Here is an 11,815-nt window from a genome sequence, read left to right on the forward strand (position 1 = left end):
GTTAAACCGTCTGAACCCTGAGTGGCTGTCGCTGTGAAGCGGTGTGCCGTCTCAGTGGTTGCGCATTATAGGGATAGCTCGGTTTTACGCAACCCTTTTTTATGTTTTTTTGCGTTTTTTTAACTGTTTGTAGAGATTTCATCCAAAGACGCTCACTATATACACAAAAGCTCGTACTTTGTGCTAAAAATAGTCAATTGGCAGAAAACCACATAGTCTTATTACTTATCCCTTTATTTTGCGTGTAACAGTTTTTCAATAAAAACGCTAAAGAAGATTAGCGTTGCGCGAGCAACATAATAGCTTGGTGCCTGAAACGTAAAAAGCCCGGCAATATCGGGCTTTTACAACATCGAAGGCAAACAAGCTTGCTATTTAACTTTAGGATCGTCTGATGCGGCGTCATCTGAAGATGCTTCGTTTTGAGCGTAAGATTCATGGTTAGATGAAGCAGGTTGCTGTGATGTTTGTTCAAAATCTGCATCATCGGTATCTTCATCACCAACCACATGTTCCATTTTAAGTTTACGCACAGTCCTTATCGTATAAACAGGCCCAGAGATGGCATATAGCGCAAAGGTAGTAAAGAGTACGATCGATGGGCTTATTGCAATTACAACCAAAATAAGTACCATTAACAGCACTACCACAAATGGCACCTTCCCTTTAAGATCAATTCCTTTAAAGCTGTAATAGCGAAAATTTGTCACCATAAGCAAACCAGAACATACCGTAATCAAAGCGACGAGATAGGGGAAATTGTGCGGATTTAAACCAAAGTCTTGTCCAGTCCAGACCATACCAGCCACAATGGCTGCGGCCGAAGGGCTTGCCAAACCTTGGAAGTAGCGTTTATCTGCTTTGCCAACTTGAGTATTAAACCGAGCTAGGCGCAGAGCCGCGCTTACAGCAAAAATGAATGCGGCCAGCCAACCTACTTTACCTAAATCATGGAGAGCCCAATTATAGGCGACTAGAGATGGCGCTATCCCAAATGAAATCATATCGGATAACGAGTCATATTCGGCTCCAAAGGCACTTTCTGTTCCAGTCATCCGAGCTATCCGGCCATCTAATCCATCGAAGATCATCGCAATAAAAACAGCGATGGCTGCCGATTCGAATCGACCATTCATGGATGCAACAACGGCATAAAAACCTGAGAATAAAGCCGCTGTCGTAAATAGGTTCGGCAACAGATAGATTCCCCGTGATTTTCCTGAATTATTCGTTTTTAGATCACTCATATATCCAACCTATACAATGTGGGGAGCTTAAAAATGGGGAATAAAATAGCATAATCAACGCTGTTTTACATCGCGACTATAAATGATTTATCAATTCATCCCCCCGTTTAAGATATTGCTATACTTACAGGACTATGAACTGAGGGGGCGCTATGACTATAGACGAGTTGCAAACGTTGCTCAAATTGACGACAGAACAAACCCAAGAGCTTAGAGCCATAGAGGCGCGTTATATCGAACTAACAGAACAAGTATTTGGTGATGATCTAAGCGCTAGAAAAATGCTTAAATCTCTACGCCAACTGTCACAGAATAAACATCAGCAGATCTGTGCTTTATTAACTCAAAAACAACAACAACACTATTTGCACTTGATTGCTGATGATCATCAGATGTTTAAACACAAACTCTTACAAATCAAATAGCCGAGAAGTTAACAACCTCTCGGCTAAATTTTTACTGTACTGCACTAATTTGGTCATTCACCAACACGATTTTCAACAGTTTTTCAGGTGTAAATTGCCCCGCCAGTAAGCCTTCAGCCAATGGATCAATTAACTGATTTTGGATCACCCGTTTAAGCGGCCGGGCGCCATAGACTGGATCAAACCCACTATGAGCCAACTTATCCAAGACCTCATCGGTGATCGTCATTTCAAAGCCTTGCTCTGCTAATCGGGGAATCAATCCGTCAATCTGAATTTTCGCAATTTGACGAATATCATCCGGAGTCAGAGGATGAAAGACGACCGTCTCATCAATGCGGTTTAAAAACTCAGGGCGAAAATGATTGGTGAGCACACCCATAATCACTTTTTTCATATCGTCGTAGTTAGAGTCACTATAACCTTCTTGAATAATATCTGAGCCTAAATTCGACGTCATGATAATCACAGTATTACGAAAATCAACGGTGCGCCCCTGCCCATCGGTAAGACGACCATCATCGAGAACTTGCAACAAGATATTGAACACATCATGATGCGCTTTTTCCACTTCATCGAGTAAAATCACCGAATAAGGGCGCCGACGAACAGCTTCAGTGAGATAGCCACCCTCTTCATACCCCACATATCCGGGAGGTGCCCCAACTAACCGCGACACCGAATGCTTTTCCATGAACTCAGACATATCGATGCGCACCATTGCGGCCTCGGTGTCAAACATGAACTCAGCTAATGCCTTACACAGCTCTGTTTTCCCAACGCCAGTTGGACCTAAAAATAGGAATGAGCCGATCGGTTTATGCGGGTCTGCTAATCCGGACCGACTGCGGCGGATAGCACTAGCCACTGCTTTAATGGCTTCATCCTGACCTATCACCCGTTGATGCAGTTCGGTTTCCATATGTAATAATTTAGCTCGTTCACCTTCAAGCATTTTACTCACTGGGATACCCGTCCAACGCGCCAATACATCCGCTATCTCATTTTCAGTGACTTTATGACGCAATAGAGTCATATCTTGCATCTCTGCTTGCGACGCAAGATCTAACTGACGCTCCAATTCAGGAATACGGCCATACTGTAACTCCGACATTCGACTTAAGTCACTTGCTCGGCGGGCTACATCTAAATCTAAACGCGCTTGTTCCAAATCAGATTTGATATGCTGCGTGCCTGACAAAGCTGCTTTTTCCGTTTTCCATATTTCTTCAAGCTCACGGGATTTGCCTTCACGCTCGAGGAGCTCTTCTTCAATTTTTGCAAGACGTCCTTGGCTGGCAGCATCATCTTCTTTTTGCAGTGCTTGTTGTTCCAACTTCAATTGAATAATGCGGCGATCAATTCGATCAAGTTCTTCGGGCTTAGAATCGATCTGTATCCGAATGCTCGATGCAGCTTCATCGATGAGATCAATAGCTTTATCAGGCAGTTGACGATCAGAAATATAACGATTAGATAAGGTCGCGGCAGCCACAATCGCTGGATCGGTAATTTCTACCGAATGATGCAATTCATAACGCTCTTTTAGTCCACGCAAAATGGCAATGGTATCTTCGACATTGGGCTCTTCAATTAGCACCTTCTGAAAACGCCGCTCTAGCGCCGCATCTTTTTCAATATATTGACGATACTCATCAAGTGTCGTTGCGCCAACACAATGCAACTCGCCGCGCGCAAGTGCGGGTTTAAGCATATTACCCGCATCCATCGCACCATCGCCTTTGCCAGCACCAACCATCGTATGAAGCTCATCGATAAAGAGGATCACCTGCCCTTCTTCTTTAGACAGCTCATTAAGCACCGCTTTTAAGCGCTCTTCAAACTCACCCCGATATTTAGCCCCCGCAACGAGGCTGCCCATATCCAGCGATAATACTCGCTTGTTTTTCAGCCCTTCCGGCACTTCGCCGTTGACAATTCGCTGGGCTAACCCCTCTGCTATCGCCGTTTTACCGACGCCCGGTTCACCTATTAAAACAGGATTATTTTTGGTGCGCCGCTGCAACACTTGGATAGTGCGGCGAATTTCCTCATCACGACCAATAACCGGATCCAATTTGCCCTGCTCGGCGCGTTCGGTTAGATCAATGGTATATCGATCTAATGCTTGGCGCTGATCTTCAGCATTTTGGTCATCAACCGCCTGACCACCACGCACTTTTTCAATGGCTTTTTCTAACTTATCTTTTTTAACGCCTAGTTGACGCAACACTTCCCCTAAAGGACCTTTGTCATCAATAGCCGCTATTAGAAATATTTCTGATGAAATGTATTTATCTTTACGCTTTTGCGCGATTTTGTCACACAAATTCAGTAGTGAAATCAACCCATTCGACAGTTGAATATCCCCACCAATTCCAGTCACTTGTGGGATTTTCTCTAATTCTTTGGTCAGCTGAGAACGCAGCGCACTGCTTTCAATACCGGCACCTAACAAAATAGGACGAATTGATCCCGAATCCTGATTGAGTAGCGCAACCATCAGATGAACAGGTTCAATATATTGGTGATCTCGCCCTAGAGCTAATGATTGTGCGTCGGATATTGCAAGCTGAAATTTACTAGTAAATCGATCTAAACGCATATGGCCTCCACGTCAATGATCGTTCAATTATATTATCCTTTATGTGGGTACAATGTAGACAATATTCAAGTGCGCAGTAGCGAATATTGCACGCTAAAACAATATGGAGGTAATATTTATCGCAATATGTGAGATGAGATGAAAATGAAAGCCGTCAATATCAATAAGCGGCTAAAATTAGGCCAGCCAAATGGCAGCGGCCATGCGTCCGGTTTGGCCATCTCGCCGATAAGAGAAAAATCGTTCCTCATCACTGTAAGTACACCCTGAGTGAACCGTGATTTGTGTTACACCAAGCTGGTTTAACTGCAGTACCGCTAACTGTTTAATATCAGCTAAATATCGTTCACCATCCACTTTAAAGGCTTGCTCAGTTGCGGGTAATTGATTAACAAATGCTTCGCGCACTTCAGCCCCCACTTGAAAAGTCCGCGGACCAATTGCAGGACCTAACCAGGCAATCATCTCTTGGGCTGGCGTTTGCATCGCCTGCACCGTTTTTGCCACTATTCCACTGGCCAAACCACGCCAGCCGCCATGAGCGGCGCCCACGCAGCGCCCGTTGCGATCAGCCAGTAAAATAGGTAAGCAATCAGCCACCATAATCACGCAGGGTATATGTCGGCCACGCGTCACTGCACCATCAGCATCAGCATTGGTAGGTGCTAGCGCAGCATCCACCACATCAGTTCCATGCACCTGATTCAGCCAGCAAGGCTCACGGGGTAAATAGCGGCCAAAGTCAAGGCGATTGCGCGCAACAAAAGCGGCATTATCCCCGACATGGGCCCCTAAATTATAACTGGCATAGGGAGGCTGACTAAAACCGCCGAGGCGATCGCTATACACGGCGTTAACATCTTGGGGAAACACCAATTCAATCAAATTGACGGCCATAAGTTGCTCCTTTTTTAGTTAACCTGTGTTAGCAATACTCTTTAATCTTGCCAGTCATGCTCTAAACTGTCTTGACGCAACGCCTCAGCCACCTTAAGCATGTCCTCAGGCACAGGTGCATGCCATTCCATCTCCTCACCAGTGATAGGATGCATTAAACGTAGCATCGCAGCATGCAGTGCTTGGCGTTCAAACCCACGAAGCACAGCAATGAGTTCAGGACTAGCCCCTTTAGGCAGGCGCAGTCGCCCAGCATAAGCAGGGTCGCCCACTAGCGGATGACCAATATAGGCCATGTGCACGCGAATTTGATGCGTTCTCCCCGTTTCTAAGCGCAATCGTAACCGCGTATGTTGCCGAAATTTTTCAGCAACTCGATAATGAGTGACCGATGGGCGCCCCGCAGGATCGACGGCCATTTGAGTCCGCTTGGTTTTATGACGCCCAATCGGCTCATCGACCAAACCCCCTGCTGTCATCTGCCCGATGGCAATCGCTTCATATTCTCGCGTTATTTGACGCGCTTGCAACGCTTCAACCAAATGGGTTTGCGCAGCAACCGTTTTAGCAACGACCATTAAACCGGTCGTATCTTTATCTAAACGATGTACGATCCCCGCTCGCGCTAACTGGCGGCTTTGCGGGTAATTGTGCAGTAATCCGTTTAAAATGGTCCCCGTGTGATTACCTGCCCCAGGATGAACCACAACCCCAGCCGCTTTATTGATCACCAAGATATCATCATCTTCGTACACAACATCCAACACGACCGCTTCTGGCTGCCATTCGATCACATCTTCAATCACCGCTTGCACGGTCAACGTTTCATAACCTTGCAGCTTTTCACGTGGTTTATCGACAACACTTCCATCGATACTCACGCGTCCTTGTAAGATCCACTCTTTCAATCGCGAACGTGAGTAATCGGAAAACAGTTCAGAAAGCACTTGATCAAGACGCATTCCGGTATGTTGTTCACCCACTTCAGCCTGTAACTCTATCTGTTGACTCATAGCAACCACTTGTGATTTTAATATCGAATTTAGCAAAGTTGGCTATTTTAGCTTTTCTTTTGGAAAAGCATAAAGGATACTTTACATTTTATGCACACAGTCATTTAGGGAAGACCCATACTACTTATGCGTTATAGTCATATAATTACCGGCCTGTCGCTTTGTGTTGCATTACTGACCGGTTGTGCAAGTCAGGATAAACCTGCCATTCCAGATAAACCTGCCGCTCAATTGTACACTGAAGCACAAAATGCACTGTCGGTTGACGATTACCAACGTGCGGAAAAATACTTAGAAGCCTTGGACAATCGCTACCCATTTGGCCCTTATGCGGATCAAGTGCAATTGCAACTTATCCATGTTTATTACAAACGCAACGAAAATGAAAAAGCGCTTGCTAATATTGACCGCTTTATTCGTAACAATCCGACCAGTAAGGCATTAGATTATGTCTATTATATGCGTGGATTGACCAATATGGCATATGATTACAATTTTGTGCAATCACTCGTTGGGATTGACCGTGCTAGTCGTGATCCAAGTTATAGTAAAGCGGCCTTTAAAGATTTTAAAATTATCTTAGCTCATTATCCGCAAAGCCCATACGCAGCAGATGCTCGTAAGCGTATGATCTTTTTACGAGATAAACTGGCACGCCACGAAATCGATATTGCTCATTATTATATGAAGCGAGAAGCGTATCTGGCAGCCGTCAACCGAGCGAAAGATATTTTACAAACCTATGAGGGATCAACTCAAACTCGGGCTGCCCTGAAGGTGATGATTGAGGGGTACACCAAGTTAGAATTACCTCAGCTAGCAAAACGCAGTCAGCAAGTACTTGACGCCCAAAGCAAGTCATCTTGATATCGCTTAATTAGGGCGCTAAAACTTAGCGCCTTATGTGCAAAGCTCAACAGAACGAAGGACTAAATCGCTTCTTCGTTCTGTTCACCGGTGCGAATGCGGATCACCCGTTCAATTTCTTGCACAAAAATTTTACCATCGCCAATTTTACCGGTATGAGACGTTTTTGCGATAACGTCAATACAACGTTCCAGATCAGCATCATTGACAACCAGTTCAATTTTAACTTTGGGTAGAAAATCGACTTTATACTCAGCACCTCGGTAGAGTTCAGTATGACCTTTTTGCCGACCGAATCCTTTTACTTCGGTGACAGTCATACCGGTAATCCCCATATCAGCCAGAGCTTCTCGTACATCATCCATCTTAAATGGCTTGATCACCGCGATTATTTGTTTCATGTGAACGCCTCTCCATTAGTTCGCTCAAACTGGCACAAGGCCTATTCTCAAACGATTATCGATAATCAATTTTGACAGCCCCTTTTATTGACTTAAAGGTCAACAAAAGAGACAATCACTCAATGTAACTTCCTGTGAATCCTCTCATCGCTCCGCTTTTATAGACTATGCATTATTTTTTCAACATTCAGTTCAAGGCTACACAAATATCCCAGCAAGGGACTAGCCTTGTCGAAATATTGATCACTTTGATGATCACTAGCCTATTAACATCATTCGCTTTGGGTACCGACAGCCAATTTTTTCACCAGCGGCAATTACAACAAGCGCATCAACGACTAATGGACGATCTCCACTGGGCAAGGCTGCAGGCCATACAAACTCAGCAGACTATCAAGATATGCTCATTAGATAGCCACCATCAATGTGATAGTCACTGGCAACATATTATCAGCATATTTATCGATAGTACGCCAGATCCAAATCAGACTCCATTAAAGGAGATCACCATCCCTTCGGCAATTGAGCTCATAGACTCACGTAATTACATCCATTTTAACCAACAAGGGATGGCTTACGGAACTAATCAAACCCTCACATTGTGTAGCCATCACACTGGCTTAAAAATTACCATTAGCATGACGGGCAATATCCATTCATCATCAACTCGAGTTACCTGTAGCAAAGCAACGGCTGGTTGAGTCATCTTGATGGTAAACAGAACATTGTCTATTGATTAGCAACGCTATACGAATACAATCAGGGTCATGCTGGCGCTGCAATGACAACGGATAGGCGATAATGGTTGGTGGTAACGCCGGCGATTGACTAACCTGCAAGGAAAATTCAAAACCATCAACGCTAGCGGCAGGCTTCGACAGGTCAGTCAGTTTTTCAGGCCACTGACCTTCATCTAGCTGAAACTGTTCCACCGCACTTTGTATTTCATATAGTTGGATTTGTGCTTGTTGGCGACGATGAACGGCCAACCAATGTTGATAACTGGGAATTGCTAGCGTCGACAGTAGCGCACTGATCGCCATAACAATTAATAACTCAATGAGTGTCCACCCGCTTAATTGGCTTGACTGAACCATACCATCGCTCCGACAGGTTGTAAGAATGAGCGTGTTTTACAAAAAGGTAATGTCGCTTGTTGATAGCGCGCAATCACCGCAACAGACGCTGTATGCTGATGACCTGCTGCGGTAAACACCTGTATCGCACAGCGCTTAGCATGATGCAGACAATGGGCTTGGCATAGCCAATAGTGAGTGAAACTCAACTGATCATCGCTATCAACTGGCAAATTCGGTGATAGCTGTGTTGCAAAAGCAAACAGTTGATTACGCAAACTAAGCTGCTGGCGCGCACTGACTCTAACTAAACGAACTGACTCAGCCTGATCATGCGCTTGTTCAAGTCTGATCAATACACTCCCCATCAATAGGATGATCAACATCATCATCGCGACTAGGATGAGACCACCTTGGTATCTATCACACATAAACTTGTCTCTGAGGAGAGTGCAATCAACCGATTCTCCGCAACTCGCCGATAATGGTCATTAAATGGCCCAACTTTTGTCCCCGCTAATTGATAGATGCGTTGATTGGTATAATTAGCAGCCTTATTTCGAGCTCTCACTAGTAGTCCAAGTTGAACCAACTGAACCTGTGTCCAATCATCCGGGCGCATCGCCTGCAGCGTCCGCCAGCGGAGCCCATTCGGGCTACAAATTGCGAACTTCATCAGCATTTTTTCCACCCCACGAATAAAGATCCCTTGCTTGGCCCCTTTGATCCCTTGGATATCCCGATACAGATGCATCAGTCCTGTTGTCTGGCCATCTTTTACGATAAAGAGCCATTGAGGTTGATACGCCCAATAATGCACGTCCCCCGCTTTACCAGACTTTACCGACCAACTGATCGCTTGACTTAAATGATGTTGAGACGGTCCGCTAATCGCATGAATAACCAATATTGATGAACCGCCGACCAACGGATGAGTCACTGAGCCAAGACAACCCATTGCGGTCACATCCTTTGACACATTAAGAGCCTGTATAGGAACAGGCATACGTTCGCTGTTAAATTGCAGAGGTAGTTGAGGGATATGACACGAATCGTTCGCCATTGCAGCGGGAAGATGAATCGGCGGAGCAAACCGTAGCAGCGCAAAGTCACTCGCATGCCTGAGCCAATGCCCAATGGCCTGCATGGCAGCCGTTTCGGTTAAACGTAGTTCACCGCGCTGATGAGCACTTAAACGCTGTCGTTGCACAGTGACATAACTGTGGTACCCCGCTGCAAGCAGTATTAATGCAATGCTTAAGCTAAAGAGCACTTCAACTAATGAGAACCCCTGTTCTCGCATACGCTGCATCATGGTAGCAACAAAGTTTGGCGCCGGATCTGACGCTGTGGACAAACCTCGTCGGCACTCGTGCATGTAAACGATTGCCAACGCACGACAACTAACAAGCGCTGCGCAGCTGATAGGCTGACGTTAATCATCAATGAAGAAAGTGCCTGCCAGCCATTTTGATGTTGCTCAGCCACAAGCTCCGCTATCGATGAGAGATCGTCATCAATCATTGCAACAGTCCCCAATTGCTGGGTGCTTTGGCTGTTGAATTGCCAGTTCCAAGGGGATTGTTTAAGCCAGATCCGGCGATCAGCTTGCGCTAGCGCAAGCACTGCTTGAACTAAAACCATCGCTTGATAATGGGCATTTGCATCACGCTCAAGGGCGATGCTTCGCTGCTCTGCGCCAAACTGCCCCACTAACGAAAGTCCCAACAGTAAGCTAGCAACTAACACTTCAATTAAACTAAAACCATGCTGCTTCATACATTAATGATAATAAAATCATTAGCATCAAACAAGCTCATCTTGGGCTTCCCCTACAAAAAAACCCTCTGTACACCATACAGAGGGTTTTTTAGCATCAAAGCGACAAGCATCAATGTGAGTAGTTATAAAATTCGCAGTTCGCTTGGCACCTCAAACACGATACTTTCTTCGCGTCCATGTGCTTGAGTAACACGATTCGCCCCAAGCGCTTGTAAATGACTGACCACATCATCAACCAACACGGCCGGCGCTGATGCCCCCGCGGTGACTCCAATTTTACTATCGGGGCTAAACCATGTGGGATCGATATCTTTAGCGCTATCAATTAAATAGGCTGGCGTACCTAAACGAGCGGCTTTTTCACGTAAGCGATTAGAATTAGATGAATTTGCTGAGCCAACCACCAGCACAACATCGGTAGTCACGGCCAGATTTGACACCGCATCTTGGCGGTTTTGTGTAGCATAACAAATATCATCTTTGCGTGGTCCCTGAATGGTCGGGAAACGAGTTTTTAACGCATCGATCACAGCGGATGTATCATCCACAGAGAGTGTAGTTTGAGTGCAATAAAACAATTTCTGTGGATCTTTAATCGTCAATTTGGCGACATCATCGACCGTTTCAACCAGATAGATCCCGCCCTGAGAGTTATCATATTGCCCCATGGTGCCATTAACCTCAGGGTGACCGTGATGGCCAATCAAAATACATTCAATACCGCGGCGACTAGCGCGAGTCACCTCCATATGCACCTTGGTTACCAATGGGCAGGTCGCATCAAACACTTTGAGTTGTCGATCTTTGGCTTGCTGGCGCACCGCTTGCGCTACGCCATGAGCACTAAAAATACAAATTGACTGAGGTGGAACTTCATCAAGCTCGTCAACAAATACCGCACCGCGCTGGCGCAACCCATCGACAACAAAGCGATTATGAACCACTTCATGGCGAACATAGATAGGGGGATCAAACAACTCTAAGGCTCGCTCAACAATCGAGATTGCGCGATCAACTCCGGCGCAAAACCCGCGTGGATTAGCTAAAATAATCTCCACTATGACCTCCGTTCAGGTGCGTAACAAGCCACAATTTCAACCGCAAAGATGATGGTTTCACCGGATAATGGATGATTAAAATCCACAGTGATAACATCATCATCAACAGTCTTAATGATGCCGGGCAGTTCATCACCATTCGGTTGACTAAACCCCATAACCATTCCCTCTTCAACAGGGCTGTCAGATGGAAACTGGGCACGCGTAAAGGTCGAAATGCGACCTTCGCTGGACTGACCAAAGGCTTGCTCTGGCGATAACTCCCACTGCTCTTTAACGCCACTTTCTAACCCAAGTAAGCACGTTTCAAATGACTCAGGAAAATGACCATCACCGATGGTTATTTCAACGGGTTGACCTCGCTCATAAGTCGACTCGACGACTCGTCCATCAGCGGTGATCAATACAAAATGCAGCGTAACTCGACTACCTTGCTCAATCACC

The 11,815-nt window shown here is 45.5% G+C and carries 14 protein-coding genes; 3 read left to right on the forward strand and 11 right to left on the reverse strand.

Going from position 1 to position 11,815, the window contains the following annotated elements:
- Positions 1 to 371 precede the first annotated feature (371 nt).
- Entirely contained in the window at positions 372 to 1,247 is an 876-nt protein-coding gene (gene pssA, locus ABUE30_RS15725; protein ID WP_408624786.1) for a CDP-diacylglycerol--serine O-phosphatidyltransferase, read from the reverse strand.
- 152 nt (positions 1,248 to 1,399) lie between these two features.
- On the opposite strand from pssA, the gene ABUE30_RS15730 reads away from it, so the two are divergent.
- Positions 1,400 to 1,672, forward strand: a complete 273-nt coding sequence (locus tag ABUE30_RS15730) for a hypothetical protein (protein WP_408624787.1) — start codon at positions 1,400 to 1,402, stop codon at positions 1,670 to 1,672.
- A 31-nt stretch (positions 1,673 to 1,703) separates the two neighbouring features.
- Here ABUE30_RS15730 and clpB read toward each other — a convergent pair whose 3' ends face one another.
- The 3 genes from clpB to rluD form a co-directional block, all read right to left on the reverse strand.
- Positions 1,704 to 4,277 (reverse strand): ATP-dependent chaperone ClpB, encoded by a 2,574-nt coding sequence (gene clpB, locus ABUE30_RS15735; RefSeq protein ID WP_408624788.1) that lies wholly within the window; start codon positions 4,275 to 4,277, stop codon positions 1,704 to 1,706.
- 177 nt (positions 4,278 to 4,454) lie between these two features.
- Positions 4,455 to 5,174, reverse strand: coding sequence for a peptidoglycan editing factor PgeF (pgeF, locus tag ABUE30_RS15740; protein ID WP_408624789.1), 720 nt, complete (start codon positions 5,172 to 5,174; stop codon positions 4,455 to 4,457).
- A gap of 41 nt (positions 5,175 to 5,215) precedes the next feature.
- Positions 5,216 to 6,187: a 23S rRNA pseudouridine(1911/1915/1917) synthase RluD gene (gene rluD, locus ABUE30_RS15745; RefSeq protein WP_408624790.1), complete on the reverse strand. Its 972-nt coding sequence runs from the start codon at positions 6,185 to 6,187 to the stop codon at positions 5,216 to 5,218.
- 126 nt (positions 6,188 to 6,313) lie between these two features.
- Between rluD and ABUE30_RS15750 the strand changes: the two genes are divergently transcribed.
- Entirely contained in the window at positions 6,314 to 7,054 is a 741-nt protein-coding gene (locus tag ABUE30_RS15750; RefSeq protein WP_408624791.1) for an outer membrane protein assembly factor BamD, read from the forward strand.
- 62 nt (positions 7,055 to 7,116) lie between these two features.
- On the opposite strand, the gene ABUE30_RS15755 is transcribed toward ABUE30_RS15750, so the two are convergent.
- Positions 7,117 to 7,455 (reverse strand): P-II family nitrogen regulator, encoded by a 339-nt coding sequence (locus ABUE30_RS15755; RefSeq protein ID WP_408624792.1) that lies wholly within the window; start codon positions 7,453 to 7,455, stop codon positions 7,117 to 7,119.
- A gap of 251 nt (positions 7,456 to 7,706) precedes the next feature.
- On the opposite strand from ABUE30_RS15755, the gene ABUE30_RS15760 reads away from it, so the two are divergent.
- Positions 7,707 to 8,156 carry a GspH/FimT family pseudopilin gene (locus ABUE30_RS15760; protein ID WP_408624793.1) on the forward strand — a complete coding sequence of 150 codons (450 nt, stop codon included), beginning with the start codon at positions 7,707 to 7,709 and terminating at the stop codon, positions 8,154 to 8,156.
- Here ABUE30_RS15760 and ABUE30_RS15765 read toward each other — a convergent pair.
- The 6 genes from ABUE30_RS15765 to fkpB all read right to left on the reverse strand — a co-directional run bounded on the left by ABUE30_RS15765 (position 8,118) and on the right by fkpB (position 11,814).
- Complete coding sequence (locus ABUE30_RS15765) at positions 8,118 to 8,552, reverse strand: type IV pilin protein (RefSeq protein ID WP_408624794.1); 435 nt, start codon at positions 8,550 to 8,552, stop codon at positions 8,118 to 8,120. The two genes, ABUE30_RS15760 and ABUE30_RS15765, sit on opposite strands and share 39 nt — an antisense overlap.
- On the reverse strand, positions 8,531 to 8,962 hold the full coding sequence (locus ABUE30_RS15770) for a hypothetical protein (protein ID WP_408624795.1): 432 nt from the start codon (positions 8,960 to 8,962) through the stop codon (positions 8,531 to 8,533). The genes ABUE30_RS15765 and ABUE30_RS15770 overlap by 22 nt, the downstream gene beginning before the upstream one ends.
- The gene (locus ABUE30_RS15775) at positions 8,929 to 9,846 is read right to left on the reverse strand and encodes a PilW family protein (protein WP_408624796.1); all 918 of its coding nucleotides are present in this window, start codon (positions 9,844 to 9,846) and stop codon (positions 8,929 to 8,931) included. Before ABUE30_RS15775 ends, ABUE30_RS15770 begins: the two co-directional genes overlap by 34 nt.
- Positions 9,843 to 10,310: a prepilin-type N-terminal cleavage/methylation domain-containing protein gene (locus ABUE30_RS15780; RefSeq protein ID WP_408624797.1), complete on the reverse strand. Its 468-nt coding sequence runs from the start codon at positions 10,308 to 10,310 to the stop codon at positions 9,843 to 9,845. Before ABUE30_RS15780 ends, ABUE30_RS15775 begins: the two co-directional genes overlap by 4 nt.
- Positions 10,311 to 10,435: 125 nt before the next feature.
- Positions 10,436 to 11,371 (reverse strand): 4-hydroxy-3-methylbut-2-enyl diphosphate reductase, encoded by a 936-nt coding sequence (ispH, locus tag ABUE30_RS15785; protein ID WP_408624798.1) that lies wholly within the window; start codon positions 11,369 to 11,371, stop codon positions 10,436 to 10,438.
- The gene (gene fkpB / locus ABUE30_RS15790; RefSeq protein ID WP_408624799.1) at positions 11,371 to 11,814 is read right to left on the reverse strand and encodes an FKBP-type peptidyl-prolyl cis-trans isomerase; all 444 of its coding nucleotides are present in this window, start codon (positions 11,812 to 11,814) and stop codon (positions 11,371 to 11,373) included. Before fkpB ends, ispH begins: the two co-directional genes overlap by 1 nt.
- Position 11,815: the final 1 nt, after the last annotated feature.

It is taken from the genome of Celerinatantimonas yamalensis (genome assembly GCF_046054155.1).
Lineage (GTDB): Bacteria > Pseudomonadota > Gammaproteobacteria > Enterobacterales > Celerinatantimonadaceae > Celerinatantimonas > Celerinatantimonas yamalensis.

What these genes read in the sequence shown, in the direction of transcription:
- ABUE30_RS15775 (WP_408624796.1), bottom strand. Translation starts at nt 9,846, where the DNA reads ATGATGCAGCGTATGCGAGAACAGGGGTTCTCATTAGTTGAAGTGCTC.
- rluD (WP_408624790.1), bottom strand. Translation starts at nt 6,187, where the DNA reads ATGAGTCAACAGATAGAGTTACAGGCTGAAGTGGGTGAACAACATACC.
- ABUE30_RS15780 (WP_408624797.1), bottom strand. Translation starts at nt 10,310, where the DNA reads ATGAAGCAGCATGGTTTTAGTTTAATTGAAGTGTTAGTTGCTAGCTTA.
- ABUE30_RS15730 (WP_408624787.1), top strand. Translation starts at nt 1,400, where the DNA reads ATGACTATAGACGAGTTGCAAACGTTGCTCAAATTGACGACAGAACAA.
- ABUE30_RS15770 (WP_408624795.1), bottom strand. Translation starts at nt 8,962, where the DNA reads ATGTGTGATAGATACCAAGGTGGTCTCATCCTAGTCGCGATGATGATG.
- ABUE30_RS15765 (WP_408624794.1), bottom strand. Translation starts at nt 8,552, where the DNA reads ATGGTTCAGTCAAGCCAATTAAGCGGGTGGACACTCATTGAGTTATTA.
- pssA (WP_408624786.1), bottom strand. Translation starts at nt 1,247, where the DNA reads ATGAGTGATCTAAAAACGAATAATTCAGGAAAATCACGGGGAATCTAT.
- ABUE30_RS15750 (WP_408624791.1), top strand. Translation starts at nt 6,314, where the DNA reads ATGCGTTATAGTCATATAATTACCGGCCTGTCGCTTTGTGTTGCATTA.
- clpB (WP_408624788.1), bottom strand. Translation starts at nt 4,277, where the DNA reads ATGCGTTTAGATCGATTTACTAGTAAATTTCAGCTTGCAATATCCGAC.
- ABUE30_RS15760 (WP_408624793.1), top strand. Translation starts at nt 7,707, where the DNA reads ATGATCACTAGCCTATTAACATCATTCGCTTTGGGTACCGACAGCCAA.
- ABUE30_RS15755 (WP_408624792.1), bottom strand. Translation starts at nt 7,455, where the DNA reads ATGAAACAAATAATCGCGGTGATCAAGCCATTTAAGATGGATGATGTA.
- pgeF (WP_408624789.1), bottom strand. Translation starts at nt 5,174, where the DNA reads ATGGCCGTCAATTTGATTGAATTGGTGTTTCCCCAAGATGTTAACGCC.